This window comes from Haematobacter genomosp. 1 (assembly GCF_002196855.1).
Classification (GTDB): Bacteria; Pseudomonadota; Alphaproteobacteria; order Rhodobacterales; family Rhodobacteraceae; genus Haematobacter.
This window is the reverse complement of record NZ_NIPW01000027.1, coordinates 16,524-36,072: the sequence shown is the minus strand read 5'-3', so window position 1 is coordinate 36,072 and position 19,549 is coordinate 16,524. Positions and strand designations below refer to the sequence as shown.

15 protein-coding genes are annotated in these 19,549 nt (G+C 68.6%); 4 read left to right on the top strand and 11 right to left on the bottom strand.

Annotated elements, in window-relative coordinates:
- The first annotated feature begins 1 nt into the window (after position 1).
- The 3 genes from CDV49_RS13700 (at position 2) to CDV49_RS13690 (ending at position 3,847) form a co-directional block, all read left to right on the top strand.
- Positions 2 to 1,732 (top strand): MlaD family protein, encoded by a 1,731-nt coding sequence (locus CDV49_RS13700; protein WP_088215992.1) that lies wholly within the window; start codon positions 2 to 4, stop codon positions 1,730 to 1,732.
- A gap of 4 nt (positions 1,733 to 1,736) precedes the next feature.
- On the top strand, positions 1,737 to 2,354 hold the full coding sequence (locus CDV49_RS13695) for an ABC-type transport auxiliary lipoprotein family protein (protein ID WP_088215991.1): 618 nt from the start codon (positions 1,737 to 1,739) through the stop codon (positions 2,352 to 2,354).
- Between the two features lie 149 nt (positions 2,355 to 2,503).
- A complete protein-coding gene (locus CDV49_RS13690; RefSeq protein ID WP_088215990.1) occupies positions 2,504 to 3,847 on the top strand; it encodes an efflux transporter outer membrane subunit in 1,344 nt (447 codons plus the stop codon).
- 1,114 nt (positions 3,848 to 4,961) lie between these two features.
- On the opposite strand, the gene CDV49_RS13680 is transcribed toward CDV49_RS13690, so the two are convergent.
- The 8 genes from CDV49_RS13680 to CDV49_RS13645 form a co-directional block, all read right to left on the bottom strand.
- The gene (locus tag CDV49_RS13680) at positions 4,962 to 6,641 is read right to left on the bottom strand and encodes an AMP-binding protein (RefSeq protein WP_088216095.1); all 1,680 of its coding nucleotides are present in this window, start codon (positions 6,639 to 6,641) and stop codon (positions 4,962 to 4,964) included.
- Positions 6,642 to 6,977: 336 nt separating this feature from the next.
- Positions 6,978 to 7,412 carry a GlcG/HbpS family heme-binding protein gene (locus CDV49_RS13675; protein ID WP_088215988.1) on the bottom strand — a complete coding sequence of 145 codons (435 nt, stop codon included), beginning with the start codon at positions 7,410 to 7,412 and terminating at the stop codon, positions 6,978 to 6,980.
- Positions 7,409 to 7,753, bottom strand: coding sequence for a 2Fe-2S iron-sulfur cluster-binding protein (locus tag CDV49_RS13670; protein ID WP_373447805.1), 345 nt, complete (start codon positions 7,751 to 7,753; stop codon positions 7,409 to 7,411). Before CDV49_RS13670 ends, CDV49_RS13675 begins: the two co-directional genes overlap by 4 nt.
- Positions 7,754 to 7,954: 201 nt before the next feature.
- Positions 7,955 to 9,292 (bottom strand): cytosine deaminase, encoded by a 1,338-nt coding sequence (locus CDV49_RS13665; RefSeq protein WP_088215987.1) that lies wholly within the window; start codon positions 9,290 to 9,292, stop codon positions 7,955 to 7,957.
- 449 nt (positions 9,293 to 9,741) lie between these two features.
- Positions 9,742 to 11,133, bottom strand: coding sequence for an FAD-binding oxidoreductase (locus tag CDV49_RS13660; RefSeq protein ID WP_088215986.1), 1,392 nt, complete (start codon positions 11,131 to 11,133; stop codon positions 9,742 to 9,744).
- Positions 11,134 to 11,221: 88 nt separating this feature from the next.
- A complete protein-coding gene (locus CDV49_RS13655) occupies positions 11,222 to 12,007 on the bottom strand; it encodes an ABC transporter permease (protein ID WP_218821975.1) in 786 nt (261 codons plus the stop codon).
- A complete protein-coding gene (locus tag CDV49_RS13650; RefSeq protein ID WP_088215985.1) occupies positions 11,998 to 12,840 on the bottom strand; it encodes an ABC transporter ATP-binding protein in 843 nt (280 codons plus the stop codon). The genes CDV49_RS13655 and CDV49_RS13650 overlap by 10 nt, the downstream gene beginning before the upstream one ends.
- A gap of 283 nt (positions 12,841 to 13,123) precedes the next feature.
- The gene (locus CDV49_RS13645; protein WP_088215984.1) at positions 13,124 to 14,101 is read right to left on the bottom strand and encodes an ABC transporter substrate-binding protein; all 978 of its coding nucleotides are present in this window, start codon (positions 14,099 to 14,101) and stop codon (positions 13,124 to 13,126) included.
- 147 nt (positions 14,102 to 14,248) lie between these two features.
- Between CDV49_RS13645 and CDV49_RS13640 the strand changes: the two genes are divergently transcribed.
- Complete coding sequence (locus tag CDV49_RS13640; protein WP_088215983.1) at positions 14,249 to 15,142, top strand: LysR family transcriptional regulator; 894 nt, start codon at positions 14,249 to 14,251, stop codon at positions 15,140 to 15,142.
- Positions 15,143 to 15,241: 99 nt separating this feature from the next.
- Here the strand turns inward: CDV49_RS13640 and CDV49_RS13635 are convergent, their stop codons facing one another.
- From CDV49_RS13635 to CDV49_RS21010, 3 genes are all read right to left on the bottom strand, one after another.
- Positions 15,242 to 16,123: a bifunctional helix-turn-helix transcriptional regulator/GNAT family N-acetyltransferase gene (locus tag CDV49_RS13635; protein ID WP_088215982.1), complete on the bottom strand. Its 882-nt coding sequence runs from the start codon at positions 16,121 to 16,123 to the stop codon at positions 15,242 to 15,244.
- A 65-nt stretch (positions 16,124 to 16,188) separates the two neighbouring features.
- Positions 16,189 to 16,977, bottom strand: coding sequence for a tyrosine-protein phosphatase (locus CDV49_RS13630; protein ID WP_088215981.1), 789 nt, complete (start codon positions 16,975 to 16,977; stop codon positions 16,189 to 16,191).
- Entirely contained in the window at positions 16,970 to 19,375 is a 2,406-nt protein-coding gene (locus CDV49_RS21010; protein ID WP_179209209.1) for a CaiB/BaiF CoA-transferase family protein, read from the bottom strand. Before CDV49_RS21010 ends, CDV49_RS13630 begins: the two co-directional genes overlap by 8 nt.
- Positions 19,376 to 19,549 lie beyond the last annotated feature (174 nt).

Sequence of the window (19,549 nt, the reverse complement as noted above, 5' to 3'; positions counted from 1 at the left end):
CATGGAAACCCGCGCCAATTACCTGCTGATCGGAACCGTGACACTCGCCCTCATCGTGGCGGGTCTGGGGTTCTTCCTGTGGCTCGCGAAGTTTCAGGTCAATCGTCAGTATGCCTACTACGAAATCGTGTTCGACAGCGTCTCCGGCCTCAGCCGCTCCTCCGACGTGCGTCTGAGCGGGGTGTCCGTGGGGCAGGTTGCCTCTCTCGCGCTCGACCCGGACGGGCGGGTGCGGGTGCAGGTGGAGGTCGCCGCCGACACGCCGGTGCGGGAGGATGCGACGGCGCAGCTTCGCGCGCAGGGCGTGACGGGGACGTCCTTCGTCTCCCTCTCTCCGGGGGACCCCTCCAAGCCGCTTCTGCGCGAGACGCAGTCCGGCACCCCGGAGATCCAGGCGGAGCGCTCCATCGTCGAATCGCTGGCGGAGGACGCGCCGGACCTCGTGGCCGAGGCGCTGAGCCTCATCAAGCAGGTGCAGGGCATCGTCAGCCCGGAAAACCAGCAGCATGTGACCCAGATCCTCGCCAATGTGGAATCGGCTTCGGGCGCATTTCAGCAGGCGATCGGCGATTTCTCGAACATTTCCAACGCGGTCTCCTCCGCCACCGGGGAGATTTCCACCTTCACCGACCGGCTCGGCCCTCTGGCGGATTCGCTGCAGACAGCGCTGGGGGAGGCGGAGACGACAATGACGTCCATGAGCGGCGCCTTCGATCAGGCGCGCACCACCCTTGCGACCGCCGATGGAACGCTCAAGACCGTGAACGACGCGGCGACCGCGGCGGACGGGCTGATCCGCAACGACCTCACCGCCGCCGCCGTGCGCCTGCGCGAGACGATGGATACCGTCAAGACACTGGCCGACGATGCGGGCCGCCAGATCCCTCCCGTGGTCGCCGCCTATGGCGACACGGCCAATCAGGCGACGGAGCGGCTGGTCGAGCTTCGCACGACGCTTGCCGCGCTGGACGGCGCGGTGGCGGAGGCCACGCAGGCGCTGAGCACTGTGAACGACGCAGCGGCGAGCGTGAACACCCTCGTCTCCGGCGATGGCGCGGCGCTGGTCGCGGATGCCCGTCGGACCCTTGCCGGCGCGGAGGAAAGCGTCACCGCCGTGCAGCAGGCCACCACGCAGGACTTGCCGCAGGTCATGCAGGAGCTGCGGCAGGCCATCTCCACGGTGAATACGACGGTCACGGGGATGAGCGGCCAGATCGGCCGCTTCGGTGACAATCTCGGCCCGCTGGCGGAGGATGCGTCCCACACGCTCAATACGGCGACAGAGGCGTTTGCGCGCGTCAGCCGCACGCTCGACACGCTAGACCCGGCCATCGCTTCGGCGGAACGCACACTCGCCGCCGCCGAGGGCACCTTCACCAGCGCCAACCGCGTGATGGACGCGGATGTCGGCCCGGCAGCCGATGATATCCGCGCCTCCGCCGCCCGGATCAGCACGGCGGTCGAAGGAATATCGAACGATATCCCCGGGATAAGCGCCGACATGAAGGCAGTACTTACGGATGTGCGCACAACTGTCCGCAACATAGACAATGTAGTGCGGCAGAGCGGCGCGCCGCTGGGGCAATTCACGTCGCAGGGCCTGCCGCAGATCTCGCGCTTCTTCGCGGAGGCACAGGCGCTTGTCGTCAAGCTCGACCGTATCGCCGCGCAGCTTCAGCGGGATCCGGCGCGTTTCCTGCTCACCCCCTCGGCACCGGATTTCAGGAGATAGAACGATGCGCCTTCCGCTGATCCCCCTTGTCGCGGCGCTGGCGGTTGCCGGCTGCAGCCCGCTGTCGTCGCTCGGCAATGCCACGCGACCGCTCGATACCTATACGCTCCAGACCCTTCCGGTGCAGGGCGGCGTGCGGACCTCCTCCCGGTCGCTGTTCGTGGCGGAGGCCTCTGCCCCCGCAGTGATCAGCACGGACCGCGTCGTCATGAAGCCCGGCCCCGTGCAGATCACCCTGCTGCCGAACGCCCGCTGGGCCGATACGGCACCCGGATTGGTGCGCGAACTCCTGACCCGTTCCCTGTCCGACAGCGGCAGGCTCGGCTATGTGACCTCCGCCTCCTCCGGTCCGCTGCCTGCCTATACGCTGATGACCGACATCGCGGATTTCCAGGCCCGCCTCACGCCCGGAAGCGCCGCACCCGCCGAGGCGGTGGTCACGCTCAACCTCAGCGTCGTGCGCAATTCCGACGGACGGCTGCTGGCCAGCCGCCGCTTCACGAGCGCGGTCCCCGCAGAGGACACGACGGCGCTCCCCGTCGTCGCCGCCTTTGACCGCGCGATGAGCAGTGTTCTGGCGGAGGCCGTGCCATGGGTGGCGCGCGCCGTCGGCGGGCAATAGCCGCTCTGCACTGATGCTCGAAAATTCCGCGACGGAAGATGATCTGTGCGCCGTTGCACTCTTTGCCGGTTCGTGCGACCGCTTGCCACGACTTGTGCGCGCAAGCGGACAAACCCGGCATGGTTGCATCATAACGAACGAGCGCTGACGTGAAACGACTGTCCCTGAGCTTCCTTCTCCTCGCTTCCGCCTGCTCTGTCGGCCCGGATTACCGGCAGCCGGAAATCGGGCTTCAGGCGGGCTTTGCGGAGGATGCGGGCGCCGCCAGCGTGGGGGATGTCGCGCTCGACAGGTGGTGGACTTCCTTCGGGGATCAGCGGCTCGACGCGCTGGTGACGCGGGGATTGGCGCAGAACCTGGACATTCAGACCGCCGTGGAGCGGATCAATGCCGCCGGTGCCGCCGTCCGGGCCTCCGGGGGGGCGGCGCTCGTCTCCGGCAGCGTTTCGGGCGATTACAGCCGGTCGAGCTCGCCCAGCGGAAACATCAGCACCGACGGCTCCGGGTCGGCTGCGGCGAGCCTCGTCGTGGATATCTTCGGCGGCAAGCGGCGCGGGCTGGAGCGGGCGCGGGCGGAGTTCGACGCGGCGGAGTTCGATGTGGGCACGGCGCGGCTCGCCTTCCTCTCCAGCCTCGTCGGCAACTATATCGACGCGCGGTATTATCAGGAGGCGCTGGCCATCACGCGCAACCTCGTCTCCGCGCGGCAGGAGACGGCGAGCCTTGTGCAGCGGCAGTTCGATCTTGGCAGCGGCACGCAGCTTCAGCTGTTGCAGGCGCAGGCGCTGCTGGAATCCACCCGCGCCAACCTCCCCTCGCTGGAGAAGGGGTTCTACATCGCCGTCTATGCGCTGGCGACGCTGCTGGCCGAACCGGCCCAGCCGCTGATGACGGAGATGGAGCGCGGCGCGGCGCAACCCCGCCCGCGCGGCAACGACGCGACCGGCGTTCCCGCCGACATCCTGCGCAACCGTCCCGATGTGCGATCCGCCGAGCGCAGCCTTGCGGCGGCCGTGGCGGCGGTGGGGGTCAGCACGGCAGACCTCTATCCCTCCGTCAACCTGTCGGGCAATGTCACGGCAGGCAGTTCCCATAGCTGGAGCTTCGGCCCCTCCGTCAGCCTGCCGGTGTTGAACCAGCCGCTGCTTCGCGCCAACCGCGATGCCGCCGTCTCTGCCGCCAAGCAGGCGGAACTGGGCTGGCGGGGCACGGTTCTGGCCGCGGTGGAGGATGTGCAGGCCGCGCAGGCCGCCGTCTCACGCGATCGCCGTCAGGTGGCGGCCCTCGGCCGCACCGCTGAGGCCTATGCCCGCGCCCGCGATCTCTCCCGGGAGACCTATGAGGTGGGGACGACCAGCTTCCTCGATTTTCTGGATTCCGAACGGTCCATGGGGGATGCGCAGCTTTCTGTGGCCTCTTCCGTGCGGACGCTCGCGAATGACTGGACGAGCCTCCAGATCGCCACCGGCCGTGGCTGGGCCACCGCGCGCTGATTCCCCGCAGGCCGGAGCCAAGTCACCCATGCGGCTGCCGTGCGGCCCGCGGCGCCTCGGGCGGCGGGGCGGGCCGGGCTGCAATGTTCTGGCGCTTGCGTCAGGAAACCATGACCCGCTGAACCCCGGCTCGCCTCTGCCGGGACGGCTCAATCGGACTGCGGAAGGGGAAAGCCTGCGCTCGTGCCAAACCGTCCGGTCGCAGGCTGTTTCGCCGAGCTTTCAGTGCATGGTCCGATGTCCCATACGGCAGGCGCATGAAGATCGGCAACGCAGGGGAACTGGCAGGCTGCTGTAAAGGCTTGGAGGCGATGTCCTTCGCCATCTGACAAAAGCCAGCCCGAAATCCAGAGATTTCGGTGCGTACCGGCGCCGATTTTTGGATTTCCAGGTCCAGGCATGAGACTTCATAACTTCTTCAGCAGCCTGTCAGGACACGGCTTTCAAGCACCGCGCCGGTCTGCCGCCCCGACCGCCGCCCCGAATGCGGCCCCGTCGTCAGTTCAGTCGGCAGCTCCGGCGCAAGACCGCCGCCTCCAACAAGCTGCTGAAAAAGCCGGACATCGACCCAGCTTGCATTGAAAGCCGGAAAATCGGTCCGGTTCCGAGCTAAAACTTGCGGTTTCGGGGCGCTCTTCAGCAATGTGGGGAAAGTCTCCGCCACGGCGACATCCCCTTCGCGTCAGCGCGGTAATGAGCAGGACGGCTCCGGAAACTTCTCGCCTTGACGGTGGGGTCGTGATTCACTGACAGGAGTGGATTGGTTGGGGATTTGGCATGTCGCGGCCGTTGGGATTTTGGAGCGTCGAAGATCGGCTTTGAAGTCCTGAGCGCGACGGTAGACTTCGACGACGTTGGACTTCGAGATGTTCCGTCCGATCCTCGAGCGCGCCGCCGGTGGTCGGGCTGGCGCGAAGGGCGGGCGTCCGTCAACGGACGTGGTGCTGAAGTTCCGCATGCTGGTTCTGCAGAGCCTGCACGGCCTGAGCCTTGACGCCACGGAAAGGATTTCCGTTCCAACACGCGCCGGGCTCCAACACAGGCCGGGTTCCAACACGGGCCAGAAAGCCTTTTTCAGCCACCTGCTAACCGTCGCATCAGACGGCGGGTCTCCTCAGACGGGCTGCCGCTCCTCCGCCGCCAGCCGCTCCGCCCGCTGGCGGAGGTCCGCACGGATGATCTTGCCGGTCGTGGTCATCGGCATGTCGTCGATGAAATGCACGCGCCGGGGATATTCATAGGCGGCGAGCCTCTGGCCCACATGCCGCGCGATCTCCTCCGCCAGCGCGGGAGAGGGCACGTGCCCCTCCGCCAGCGTGACGAAGGCCGCAACGATATGGCCCCGCACCGCGTCCGGCTGGCCGACCACGCCGGCCAGATGCACGGCGGGGTGGGTGAGCAGGCAGTCCTCTATCTCCGCCGGTCCGATCCGGTAACCGGCGGAGGAGATCACGTCGTCATCCCGCCCGACAAAGACGAACCGGCCGTCCGGCAACTGCCTGCCCCTGTCGCCGGTGAGCAGCCAGCGCCCCGTGCCTTCCGGCCCGTCCACGAACTTCCGTGCCGTAGCCTCCGGGTTGCGCCAATAGCCGAGGAACATCACCGGATCCGGGGCGCGGACGGCGATATCGCCTTCCTCCCCCACGGGTAGGGCGGCCCCGGTCTTGCCCTCGATCACCGCCACGATGTGACCCGGCGCGGCGCGGCCCATGGCGCCGGGTAGCGGCTCCTCCATTCCGATGCAGCAGGAGACGGTCATGTTGCATTCCGTCTGGCCGTAGAATTCGTTGATGGTCGTGCCGAAGACCTGCCGCCCCCAGTCCAGCAGCTCGGCGCCGAGCGGCTCACCCCCGCTTGCCACGGAGCGCAGCGCGAGCCCCGCGGGCGGCGCCTCCAGCCGCATCAGTTTCAGCGCTGTGGGGGGCAGGAACGTGTTTCGGATGCCGTGGTTTCGCATCAGATCGAAGGCGGCCTGCGCGGTGAACTTGCGGAAGCGGCAGGCAACCACCGTCACCCCGTGGTAAAGCCCCGGCATCAGCACATCCAGCAGGCCGCCGATCCATGCCCAGTCCGCTGGCGTCCAGATCCGGTCGCCCGGCTGCGGGAACAGGTTGTGGCTCACCTCCACCCCCGGCAGGTGGCCGAGCAGGACGCGATGGGCATGCAGCGCCCCCTTGGGACTGCCGGTGGTGCCGGAAGTATAGATGATGACGGCGGGATCATCCGCGCCCGTGTCGGCGGCGGGATAGCTGTCCGGCTCTCCCGTGCAGGCGGCATCGAAATCCACCACCTCCACCCCGGGAAGGGAGGCGTCCGCCGGCTTGTCCTTGCAGAGCACAAGACGCAGGTCCGGCAGCTCCCCGACGATCCCCGCCAGCAGGCCCAGCCCGGTGGCATTGGTCACCACCGCCCGCGCGCCCGAGTCGCGCAGCCGGTGCAGAAGCGCCTCCGGCCCGAACAGCGTGAAAAGCGGCAGCGACACGCCGCCCATCCGCATCACAGCGATATGGGCCAGCGCGGTTTCCAGTGACTGCGGCAGCAGCACGCCCACCCGGTCGCCCGCCTCTCCCGGCCGGTGGAGGGCGATGCCGCGACGGGCGAGCGCGTGGGACAGCCGGGCGCTCCGGGCAAGCAGGCCGGTATAGTCATGCGCCGTTGCCGTGCCGTCCTCCCCGACCTCCAGGATGGCGGTGCGGGCGGGATCGCGCGCGGCCCAATGGTCGCAGACCGCCGCGCCGATGTTGAACCTTGCCGGAATGTTCCAGGTGAACTCGCGGGCCTCTGCGGCCGTCATCGCCTTGCCCTGCAAGCCGATCCTCCCTCTCTCCCCCTCCGGCACCTCGCTCCGCGCCGGACGCCCGGACGGACGTCAGGGGATGCTAGGCTGTGGGCAGGAGGCGGTCAAGGCAGCCTCCGAACAGGTCCGGGCGCGCCCCCCGCGCGCAGTGCCGGGCGGGGGGCGTCCCGCTTAGCAGGCTGCTGAAAAAGGCTTTTGGGCCTGTGTTGGATCGGAAATCCTTCGCCATCTGACGAAATTCAGCCGGAAATCCATATACTTCCGGGCGTTTCCGGGCCGATTTCCGATCTCCGGCGCATAGTCATGACACTTCAGGACTTTTTCAGCAGCCTGTTAGAACCGGGCGGGCTGGGGCGTCAGCCCTTCGGCCTCCAGCGCGGCGAGGGCGCAGATCTCGTCATTGTCGCCGGTATCGCCCGACAGGCCAATGGCGCCCAGAACCTCCTCCCCCGCCCGCAGGATCACTCCACCGGGAGAGGGCAGAACCCGCCCGCCCGATGTCGCGGCGAGAGCGGCCACGAACTGCGGGATCTGGCGTGACAGCGCCGCGATGTCCCGCGTGTTGAGGCCGAGGCCAAGCGCCCCCCACGCCTTTCCCTCCGCGATGGCGATGCGAAGATGGCCCGCGCCGTCGCCCCGCTTGGCGACGATCGTGTTGCCGCCCTGATCCAGCACCGCGACGGCGAGCGGCGCAAACCCCCGCCTGCGTCCTTCGGCAAGGGCATGACTGGCCAGCCGGTCCGCCTGCTCCAGTGTCAGCCCGCTCATGCCTGACGCTCCGGCACGCGCACGGTGAGACCGTCCATCCGCGCCGTCAGCCGGATCTGGCAGGACAGGCGGGAGGTCTCATCGGCATCCACCGCGAAATCCAGCATCTCCGCCTCCGTCGCCGAGGGCGTGCCGGTCACCGCCTGCCATTCCGGCGCGACATGAACATGGCAGGTCGCACAGACACAGGCCCCGCCGCATTCCGCGACGATACCCGGAAGTCCCGCGTCCCGCGCGGCCTCCATCAGTGTCGTGCCGGGACGGGCGGTGACGGCACGCGGGCCGTCCGGCGTCACGAAGGTCAGCCGCAGCGCAAGCGCGGCGGGGGGTGTCATCAGCATCGGCGGTCCTCCTCGGATCTGGTTCGGGCGGGCGGTTTTACACGGGCAGGCGGTTTCCATACGGACAGGCGGCTCATATGGGCGGGCGGTTCATACGGGCGGCGGTTCAGCGTGGCGGTGTCCCCGCGAGGGGCCACGGAACCGGGGCTGGGGCTGGCTGCGGTCGTCCCGATGTCGGGGGAGCACTTCGCATCTCACCTGTCACACGGGTTGCGGTTCGCTCAGACAGTCCAGTTCCGCGTGATCGGGCAGGGTGGTTTCAACCACACGCCCCTGCCGCAGCACGGCGCGGTCGGACTGCGGGCGGGCGAGCAGCTCGCTCATCCCCCGGCCGCGGAACAGGATCAGGTCGGCGGTCATTCCGGTCGCGATGCGCCCCTGTGCCACCCCCATGATCCGCGCCGGGTTCCGCGTGACCGACCCCACCCAGTCACCATAGGCGAGGTCGAGATGGGCGATGCGGGTGAATTCGCGGAACACCTCCATCACGTCATGGTCGCCATAGGCAAAGAACGGATCGCGGCAGTTGTCGGAGGCCGCCGCGACGGTCACCCCCGCGGCCGAGAGTTCATGCACCCGCGTCAGGCCCCGCCACTGCGGCGTGCGGGCGGGCGAGCAGGCGGGCGTGCGGCCCTGAAGGTAGAGATTGACCATCGGCAGCGTCACGATGGCAATGCCCGCTTCGGCCACCTTGCCGATGACGCGGGCGGCCTCCGCATCGCTCTGCATCGACAGCGAACAGCAGTGTCCCGCCGTGACCCGCCCGCGGAAACGGTTGCGCATCACCGCCTCCGCCAGACGTTCGAGCTGGCCGGAGGCAGGGTCGTCCGTCTCGTCGATATGCAGGTCGATATCCAGCCCCTCCGCCTCTGCGAGGGTCATCAGCCGGTCGAGACCCGCATCCACGCCCTCCGGCGTCGGCGCGTCCATCTTCAGGATCCCGCCGAGCGCGCCGCCCGTCTCCGCCGCGAGCCGCAGCAGCTCCCGCCCCCGCGCGCCGGCATAGTGGTCGAGCCGCGCCATGACCACGGGTTGCAGCACCATCCGCCCGCGCCATTCGGCGGCCATGTCGCGGAAGACGGCAAAGGAGGTGGCCGCCTGCTCCGGCTCATAGCTGTCCAGATGGGTGCGGATCGCTCCGGTGCCGTGGGCATGGGCGCAGCGGAGGCCGAAGTCGAACCGCCGCGCCACGTCGTCGCGCCGCCAGTGGGCCTTGCGGTCCTCCGCCACGGTGCGGGCGGCCGTGGCATGGGTGCCGTCGGTATTGGGCGCGCGGTTCCAGATATGCCCCTTGTCCAGATGGGTATGCAGATCGACGAACAGCGGCCAGACCTGCCCGCCGCGCATGTCGATGCCATCGCCCGTCGGCTCCTCCCCGGCGGGCCGGATCGCGGCGATGCGGCCCCCGTCGAGCAGGAGATCGGCCAGCGCCAGCCCCTCCCGGTCGGGGGAGAGGCGTGCCCCCTCCACCAGGCTCACGGGAAGGCGCGCGTTGCGGATCAGCCGGGGCGCAAGGCCGGGACGGAGGAAGGAGGTCATGGCAGGCTCACCGTTTTCAGGACGTGGTCGGGGACAGGCCCGCGCCGGAAGGGCGCGGGTTCATTGCTTTGGCCCCATGACGGGGGCAGGGTCTGCCAGGCCGGAAGCCGGGTGGGCAGTTTGCACCGGCCGGCCGGGCGGAGGGTCATCCGGTACCGCCGGGAGGAGCGCCCGTCTGTTCCGCACCGGCGGCAGGATCCCTTTGAGGGTCATGCCGTGGCCGTTGGTGACTTTGCACAAGGCCGGGCCGTGAGGGCGGCAGGTCGGGTGCCACGCGCGAAGCCCGCGGGGGTTCGACAGGCTGCTATTCCGGCGTCTCATGCTTGTGCTCCGAAAATCGGGAAATCTGCCCCGGAATGGTTCAGGGTGCGCAAATTCCCGGCTGGATTTCGTTGGATTGCGAACGATTTCCGGCTCAGCGCAGACCTGACGGCCTTTTCAGCGGCCTGCTAGGCCCGGCGGTAGCTCCAGCCGGAAGTGGGCAGGGCCACGCCCTTGCCCTTCACATCAGATTGCGCGGCGGTGATCTTGCCGGGGTTCATCAGGTTCCACGGGTCCATCTCCGCCTTGAAGGCCAGTTCCGCGTCATCCACCGGCTTCATGCCGTTTTCCTTCACATGCATGGTGTGGGTGTTGGCGGCGGCGACGCCCTCCTCCTGCATCATCTCGATGACGCGGGCCATCTGCTCCGGCCCCTCATAGTGGAAGAGCGGCGAGCCCTGCGCGGTCAGATGCCCGTCCATCCGCTTCATGTCGAAGCGCATGGGCCCGAGGTCGTGGAACTTCTCATGGCAGGCGGCGATGGAGCCCATCAGCCGGTCATGCGGGAAGACGCCGATATTGGCGACAAAGGTCGGGTCCACCTTGATCGCATTCATCCGCGCATGGCCGAAGGAATATTCGTAAAGCGGCTTGCCGAACGGCCCCTGACCCTCCGGCCCGGAGTAAACGATGGTGCCGCCGAAATCGGCCGCGAGGCTCTCGAATGCCTCCAGGAACGGGGTTGCGATCATCACATGGACGGTATGGCGCCCGTCGCGCAGGATGCCGCCAAGGCCGGTCTGGGTGAAGAGTTTCGCGTAACGCCATTCGTTCATCGCCACCATCTTCGGCACGATGCCATCGGTGCGGTTCAGCGTGATGCCGAAGTCGCAGGCGCGCAGGAAATCGGCGAAATCGACGATGGCTTCCGTCCAGCCATAGGCGGGGGCCAGCGGGAATTCGAGTTCCGTGATGATGCCGTTGGAGCCGTAAGCGTGGTGGACGCGGTTCACATCCGCCCCCTTCAGCTCCACCACCCGCGGCTCCTCCTCCACGGAGATCACCTCCACCCGCTGGATGTTGCCCAGATCGCGCAGGATGCCCCAGGTGCAGGAGCCGAGGCCGACATGCCCGCCGCCGACGAAGCCGCCGATGGTGGAATAGCGGGTGGAGGGGTGCATCCGCAGCTCCTGCCCCTTGGGTTGCGTGGCGCGGTCGATGTCATGGCAGATCATGCCCGGCTCCACCCGCACGGTATGGCCCTCATGCCGCACGAGCCGGTTCAGCCCGGTCATGTCCAGCACCGCGCCGCCCGCCAGCGGGATGCCCTGGCCCCAGTTGCAGGTGCCCGCCCCGCGCGGCATCAGCGGCACCCTGTGACGCGCGGCGGCGCGGGCGATGCGAATCACATCGTCCTTCGTGCGGGGGCTGATCACCATGTCGGCAAAGCGGTCCTTCAACTCATCGCGCATGATGGGCGAGAAGGCGGTGGTCATGTCGCGGCTCTTGCGCTTGACCGTCAGCGTATCGGTGGTCTGCGGAATGTCGTGGAGTTCGGACTGGAAGGCATCGAGGTTCATGGCTTGTCCTTTGGCATGGCGGGGCCGAGCGCACGCACGCGCACGCGCGCCCCGAGGCGTTCAGTTGACTTGAGAAAGGGTCGTGCGGTCAGCGGGCGCTTTCGTGCCAGCTGCCGAGGACGAGGCGGGAGACGCCCACCATCGTCATGAAAAGCAGCACTCCCGTGACCGTGATGAGCAGCAGCGCCGCGAACATCAGCGGGATGTCGAGCTGGAACCCCGCGAGCATGATCTGATACGCCAGCCCCGCGCCGGATCCTCCGGTGCCCGCCACGAACTCCCCCACCACCGCGCCGATCAGCGCCAGCCCGATGGAGATGCGGAACCCGCCGAAGACATAGGGCAGCGCCGCGGGGATCTTCAGCCGGGTGAGCGTCTGCCACTTGCTCGCGCGGTTGACGCGGAACAGGTTCTCCAGCCCCTGATCCACCGATTTCAGCCCCAGCGTGGTGTTGGAGATGATCGGGAACAGCGCCACGATGGAGGCGCAGAGGATCAGCGCCGCCTCCGTGTTCTTCACCAGGATGATGATGAGCGGAGAGATCGCCGCGATCGGCGTGACCTGAAGCAGCACCGCATAGGGAAAGAGGGAGATCTCCAGAAACCGGCTCTGCACGAACAGCACGGCGAGCAGCACCCCCGCCACCACCGCGCAGAGAAAGGCGATGAGCGTGATCCTCAGCGTCGTCCACAGCGCGGCGAACAGCACGGGCGCCTGATCCACAAGGCTCGCCGCGACATCGGTGGGCTTGGGGAAGATATAGACCGGCACGGCCCAGAGGCGGCAGGCCAGCTCCCAGACAGCCACGATCAGGAGGCCCACGAGCAGCGGACCGGCGATGCGCAGGAAGACTTCGTTCTTCATCAGCGGCATGTCACGTCTCCAGCCGGGTCCAGCCCGGACGCCTCGCCCAGCAGGCGGGTGAGTTCGGCGCAGTATTCGGCGAAGCGGGTGGAGACACGGAAGCTCTCCGCCCGCGGGAAGGGTTCGTCGATGGTCAGTTCGGCATGGATGCGGCCGGGATTGGCCGCCATGACGACAACGCGGGAGGACAGGAACACCGCCTCGTAGATCGAATGGGTGACGAAGACGAGCGACAGGTTCCGCTCCGCCCGCAGGGCCAGCAGGTCGCTGTCGAGCCGGTTGCGGGTGAATTCGTCGAGCGCACCGAAGGGCTCGTCCATCAGCAGCGCATCCGGCTCCGCCACCAGCGCGCGGGCGATGGAGACGCGCATCTTCATGCCGCCGGAAATCTGGCGGGGGTGGAGACGTTCGCACCCTTTCAGCCCCACCCGCTCCAGCGCGGCCTGCGCGCGCGCATTGCCTTCGGCCTTGGGCACATGGGCAAGGTCGAGCGGCAGGCGCACATTGTCGATGACCCGCGCCCAGGGCAGCAGCGTCGCATCCTGAAACACGATGCCGAGGTTGCATCCGGGCTGCCCCACCCGGTCATAGCCGCCGCGCCACCAGGCGATGCGCCCGTCCGTCGGCTCCGCCAGATGGGCCATCAGGCTCAACAGCGTCGATTTCCCGCAGCCGGAGGGGCCGATCAGCGTCACGACCTCCCCCTCATGCACGGTGAGGTCGATGGGGGAGAGGACGCGCCGCGTGCCGAAGCTCTTTTCGGCCGAGAGCACTTCGATGACCGGTTGGGCGCTTTCAGGGTGGATGGAGGTGACGGGCGGCTTCGGCATGGCGGCGATCATGGCATCCCTCGCAGGCAGGCGTCTTCCCGGCGGCAGGCGCGGGGATTGCGGTTGGCTGGCACGGGTCGTGGCCGGGCTTTTGCCGGGCGACGGGCCGACGGGCACGCCCGCACGGCGGGCAAGGGCCGGGACCAGGCGCGGGAAAGGGGGGCCGGGACGGTCGGCATGGCCCTGAGCGACAGGCCGGCCGCAGCCGGGGCCTTCGCGGCTCGTCCACGCCGCAGCGGCGCGATCCGGGCCTTCTTGGCGGTGTGCGTATGGGCGGGTTGCATCGGACCCTCCCTCACTGGCTCGGCAGGACGTTGATCTCGTCGATGATCCGCGTGGTGAAGGCGGATTGCCAGTCCGTGGCCGCGGGCAGCAGATCCGCGCCGACCATGTAGTCGTAGCTCGCCTTCCAGCGGTCGGGGTTCATCGTGCCGATGCCGTGGCGCGCCGCATCCTCCATCCCGACCGTGTTCATCTCCCGCAGATGGGACACGGCGAAGTCGAGCTGATCCTCCGTCATCTTCGGATTGGCCGCCCGGATCAGCGCATTGCCGGGGGCCGGGTCGGCGAGGTAGCTCTTCCAGCCCTCCATGGAGGCCCGGACGAAGCGGCGGAGCGCATCCTCCCGCTTCTCCAGCACATCATGCCGGGTGGTGATGGTGCCGCCATAGGGCGGGTAGCCCTCTGCATAGAAGGGCAGGAAGTTGTAGGAGATGCCGAGCTGCGTCAGCCCGTAGGGTTCGGAGGAGGCGAAACCCTGCTGCACCGCATGGCTGTCTGCAACGAAGGGCTGGATATTGAACGTGTAGGGCTTCACCTGATCGTCGGAGAGGTCGTATTTCGCCTTCAGCCACGGCCACCAGGCGGTGCGGGCGGACGTCGCCATCATCACCGTCCGGTCGCCGATCTGGTCGAGCGCGGTCACGTCGGGATGCGTGACGAGGCCGTTCATGTCGTGCTGGAACACCGCGGCCACGGCCACCAGCGGCAGGCCTTGCGACACGCCGTTCAGGATCTGGAAATCGAAGCCCGAATAGGCATCCGCCTCTCCCGCCAGCAGAAGCTGCATCGAATTCACCTGCGGCCCGCCCATGCGGATCGTCACGTCCAGCCCCGCCTTTTCGTAAAGACCGGTGGCCAGCGCCTGATAGAAGCCGCCATGTTCCGCCTGCGCGAACCATGAGGTCATGAAGGTGAAGGGCTCGCCCGCAAGGGCGGGCGTGGCGGCGGAGAGCAGGAGCGCGCCCAGGACGGGGCGGAAATGGCGGGTCATGGCGGTCTCTCTGTTGGATCGTGTTTTTTGTTACCTGAGCTATGCGGCCCGAAAGCGCTGAGGAAAAGCAGCAAGATCTGCCATGCCTGTAAACATTTGGTTGACGCTCCGTGCGGTGCTGCCTAGCGTCCCGGACAGGGGGCATTCATGCTGCACGGGCGTTTGTTGAGCTATCTGGATGAGGTCGCGCGGGCAGGATCCATCCGCAAGGCCGCGGAACGGCTGAATGTTTCGCCGACCGCCGTGAACCGCCAGATCCTCCAGCTGGAGGAGATGCTGGACGTGCAGCTTTTTCAGCGCCTGCCGCGGGGGATGAAGCTTACCGCCGCGGGGGAGGCGCTGCTCACCCATGTCCGGCAGACGCTCCGGGGTTACCGCGCGCTCGAATCACGGCTGGAGGACATGCGCGAGATGCGCGGCGGGGAGGTGCGGCTCGTCACCATGAACGGGCTGGCGAGCGGGCTTGTCGCCGCTGCGGTGCGGGAGTTCGCCACCCGCTTCGCGCGGGTGCGGATCGAATGCGGCGTGACCTTCATCCCCGGCATCGTGCGCGCCGTGGTGGAGGGGGAGGCGGATCTGGGGCTGGGTTACAACCTGCCGGACGATCCGCAGCTCGCCGTGCTCAACCGATATGACGCGCCTCTGGGCGCGGTGGTGGCGCCGGAGCATCCGCTGGCCCGTGCCGAACGGCTCCGCCCGGGCGACTGTGCGGGCTATCCGCTCGTTCTGGCGGATGAGACGATGGTCATGCATCGTACGATCCGCGACGCGCTCCTGCGAGCGAACCTGAGCTTCCGCCCGCAGTTTCAGTCCAACTCCATCGACTTCATGCGGGAGATCGCGGCGGCGGGCGAGGCCATCGCGTTTCTGAGCGCCTTCGACGTGGCGATGGATGTGGCGGAGGGGCGGCTCATCCATGTTCCGCTGCTGGACCCGGCGATGCGGCCCAATGTCCTCATGCTGGTGACGCGGCGCGCGCGGGTGCAGGAACGCCCGACGCTGCAATTCGTCGATACGCTGCGCGGCTATCTGGCCGAGTGATGGCGGGCAAGCGGCACGCCCCGGGCCTCCGAAAATGTTCGGCGGGAGGATGCCGGAGCGGTGGAAACGTGCGGCGCTTTCCAAGCGGAGCGGTAGCGTTCAGGAATCGCGCAGGGTTTTCTCAAAGAAATGATCTGGATAGGGGTCGTCGTTGAAGCGATCTATCTCCGTCCAGCCGCTGGAACGGTAGAGGGCGATCGCCTCGTGCAGCGCGCTGTTGCTGTCGAGCCGGAGGGTAAGGATGCCAAGCGCACGGGCGCGCTCCTCCAGCGCCGCCATCATCCGCCGGGAGAGGCCGAGGCCGCGGGCAGAGGGATCCGTCCAGACGCGCTTCACCTCCGCATAGCCCTTGTCGGTCCCCTTCACGCCCCCGCAGGCGACCGGCAGACCGTCCGACAGCGCGATGAGGAACGTGCCGCGCGGCGGCTCCATGTCGCGCGCCTCCGGGTCGGCGGAGAGGGTCACGTCAAACCCCTGTGCGAGCCGCTGGCCCAGCTCCGTGTAATAGGACTGCAGGCAATGCACCGCGCGCGGGTCGCGGGGGGAGACTTCGGCAAGGGTGATGCTGTCACGTCCCAGCGCGGAGGCCACGAGGTCCATGGCCGCGAGCAATGCCTGCGGTCTGGGGTGGCGGGAGAGGATCTCCGCCGCCTGCCTGTCCGACAGCGCCTCATAGGCCGCATATTCGCGCTGTCCCGCCTCCGTCAGCCGGGCGAGGCGGCGGCGGGAATCGGCCGGATCCGGCAGGGTCTCCAGCAGGCCCTCTGCCTCCAGCTGACGGAGCAGGCGGCTCATCAGGCCGGAATCCAGGTTGAGATAGCTGCGGATCTCCCCGATCTCCTCCCTCCCCTGACCGATGGCGTTCAGCACCCGCGCGGGGCCGAGAGGCCGTCCACGGCCCAGAAAGGAGGTATCCAGCGCCCCGGTTTCACGGGTCACCGCCCGATGGAAGCGGCGGATGCGGGCGACGGCTGACGGCATTTGTCTGACCTTGGTCCGGTAATTTTACCTGACCTAGATCAGACATTCCCGGCGCGCAAGAGGGATCAGCGTGTCAGCCGCTCCTTCAGGCGCTCCTGCATGGCGGCGTCCACGCCATTGGCGGTGAGATAGGCGGCGATGCCCCCATACCGCGCGTCGATGTGAGCGAGCACGCCCGCCATCGCCGCGGGCGGCGAGGAGAGCAGTTCGTCCACATGCGCGGGCGGCAGCCCTCGTTCCAGCGCGGCCACCCGGAACCCCGCGAGCAAGGGGCCGGCAATGCGCTCGGTCAGGGCGTAATCCTCCACCACCGTGTCCGGCGCCGCCCCGGCGAGCGACAGGAGCAGGCCGGCGATCAGGCCAGTGCGGTCCTTGCCGACGGTGCAATGGAACAGAACCACGCCCGGCTCCGCCACGGCGATGCGGGTGAGGACTTCCGCGATCCGGGTGCCGCACTGGTCTATGGCCTCCAGATAGCGGCCCAGAAGGGTGTAGCTCCCCTCGGAAACCGCCATGTCGATGGGCGAGAGCTTTTCGAACAGCGGGACGTTGGCATAGCTGATACCGTCGGAGGTATTGGCGGAGGTATTGACGGCGGTACTGGCCCGCGCCGCATAGGGGCTGGGCTGGCGGGCAAGCTCCGCCGGGCCGCGCAGGTCGATGACACTGCGCACGCCCAGATCGTGCAGGCTGAGAAGATCCCCGGGCGTCAGCCCGTGCAGCCCGTCGCCGCGCAGCACCCGCCGCCATTGCGTCGTCCCGCCCCCGGCCAGGGCATAGCCGCCAAGGTCGCGCACGTTCTCCGCTCCCTGCAACGGGATCAGACGGTCGGTGAGGGAGGGGATGTCAGCCATGGGCGCCTCGCAATGTGGTGGGTTCGAGGCTCACGATGCCCCGGTCCAGCGCGGAATGGTAGAGGGCGCGGCCCTCGCCGAGGATATCCCGCATCACGGCTTCGGTATCGCCCCCCAGCAGCGGCGCGGTGCCGCGGAAGGGCATCCGCCGCCCGTCGATCAGGAAGGGCAGGCCCGCCTGACGTTGCCGGCCGAGATGCGGACGCTCGGTGTCGTGGTAGCTGCCGGACAGGGCGAGATGCGGGTCCGCCATCGCCTCCTCCGGGGTGCGGACGGGCGCGGCGGGAATGCCTGCGGCCTGAAGCGCCGCGGCAAGACGCTCCGCCTCCTGCCGCGCCGTCCATGCGGAGAGGGTAGCCGCCAGCGTCGCTTCCGCCAGACCGGTCAGCCGGGAGAGCGCGCGCCGCTGCCCCTCGTCGGCGGCAATCGCGATCCAGCGGTCGCCTGCGGCGGGATAAAGCCCGTGGAGCGCCAGCGACACATGGCCGTTGCCGGGCCGCGGCGGCTCCCGCCCCGTGGCCGAACGGGTCAGCACGGGGGCCGCGGCAAACGGCAGCAGGAACTCCACCTGGCTCAGGTTCAGCCACTGGCCCCGTCCCGTCCGCTGCCGATGATGGAGCGCGGCCAGCAGCGCCACCGCCCCGTAAAGCCCGCCGACCGGATCGCCATAGGCGACATGGCCAAGCACCGGCGGCTCCCCCGGCTCTCCCCGGAAGCTCGGCAGGCCCGACGCCTGCTCCAGCGTGGAGCCGTAGGCCCGCGTGTCGGACAGCGGGTTGCCGGTGCCGAAGGCGGACATCGACAGCATGACCAGATCGTCGCGCCCCTCGGACAGCACCTCCCACCCCAGACCGAGCCGCGCGATGACGCCAGCGGCATGGTTCTCCACCACCGCATCGCTTTCGGCGACCAGCCGGCGGGCGAGATCGGCGCCCTCCGGCGTGGTCAGGTCGAAGCTGACGCTCCGCTTGCCGCGGTTCATCGCGGCGAACCGGTGGCTTTTCTCGAACTGACGGGCGGCAATGGCCTCCGGTGTCCATTGCGTCGCGCGCCACCAGTCCGGGTAGCGGCCCGCCTCGATCTTGATGACCTCCGCCCCCAGATCGGCAAGGATGCGGGTCGCGAGCGGCCCGGCCCAGCCCATGGAGAAATCCGCGATCCGCAGACCTGCGAGCGGCGCCTCGGCCGTGGAGCGGGGCGGCGGGGCCTGCCCCTCTCCCTGCGGCGCGGCGACATGGAGCGGGGAGGCGGGGGCGTCGAGCACCCTGTCCCTCACACGTACCGGGGCCACCGCCCCGCGTTCCGCGAACACCGGGTTGGCAAGGATGCCCGCCGCATCCGGCACCACCACGGCGGGGATGCGGAGCCGCCGCGCCTCCTCCGCCCACTCCTGCGCCGTTTGCGCGGGAAGCGCCGCATCGATGGCGGCCTCCACCGCATCCGCGCGCTGCTCGCGGAGCGTGGTGGTCGCGAAATCCGGGTTCTCGGCCAGATCGGCCCGCCCGATCATCCGGCAGAACGCGTCCCACTGCTGCGGCGTGATGAGCGTGACGCCGAGCCATCCCTCCCGGCAGCGGTGGATGCTGAGCGGGCAGGTGGGGGAGAAGCGGTTGATCCCCGCGCGCGGCACCGCACGCCCGTAGTAGTCCACATCCGCGACCTGCAACTCCCCGAGCAGCAGCGCGGTTTCCAGAATGCTGACATCCAGGGTCAGGGCGGGCCCCCTGGCCAGCAGCGCCGTCAGCGCCGCCGCAGCCCCGGCAACACCGCCCAGCAGGGCGGAGTGCAGATCGCCCAGCGGGCGGGGTGCGCCATCCTGCGGCCCTGTCGGGTAGAGGACGCCGGAAAGCGCCTGCACCACCAGATCCGTGCCCTGCCACGCCGCATAGGGGCCGGACGCGCCGAACCATGAAAGCCGCACCGTGCCCCGTGTGGGCGTCACGGAAGGCGTGCCACGATGATCCTCCCCGATGATGAGAAGGTCCGGTTGAGCAGGAGGCGTGCCAAGCTGCGTGTCAGCGGGCATGGGGGTGGGCGTGTCCGTGCTGTCGCCGGTGGCAGTGCCCGTGGCGCGGCCCGTACTGCGGCCCGCGCCAGTGCTGGTGCCAGTGCCAGTGCTGGTGCGATTGCCGGTGCCCGTGTTTTCGCCCGTGTTTTCGCCCGTGCTTTTGCCCAGGCGCTTGCCCGCCATCAGCCACTCGTGAACGAGGCCGCGGGTGGCCGCGTCGCCCGGGATCTCCTCCCGCGCGGCAAGGGGGTCGCCGCCGGATGGGGGCAGTACCGTCACCTCCGCCCCAAGGCTGGCGAGCAGCCGTCCGCACCATGCGCCCGCCACGCCCGGTCCCGTCTCCACCACGGTGATCCCTGCGAGCGGCCCGATCCCTGCAGACCTGTCCATCCGGTTCCTCCCCCTGTCAGCCCGCCACGGGCAGGGAGGGCGGCCCTCCTCCGGCCCGCGGCTCCCGTCATGTATCACGTCATGGCTTCCGTCATGGACCACCATGATGCCCGGCGCCACGGTAAGCTGACAAATGTCAGCCTCGCAAGCCATTTGTTGCCGGCGTCCGGTTTA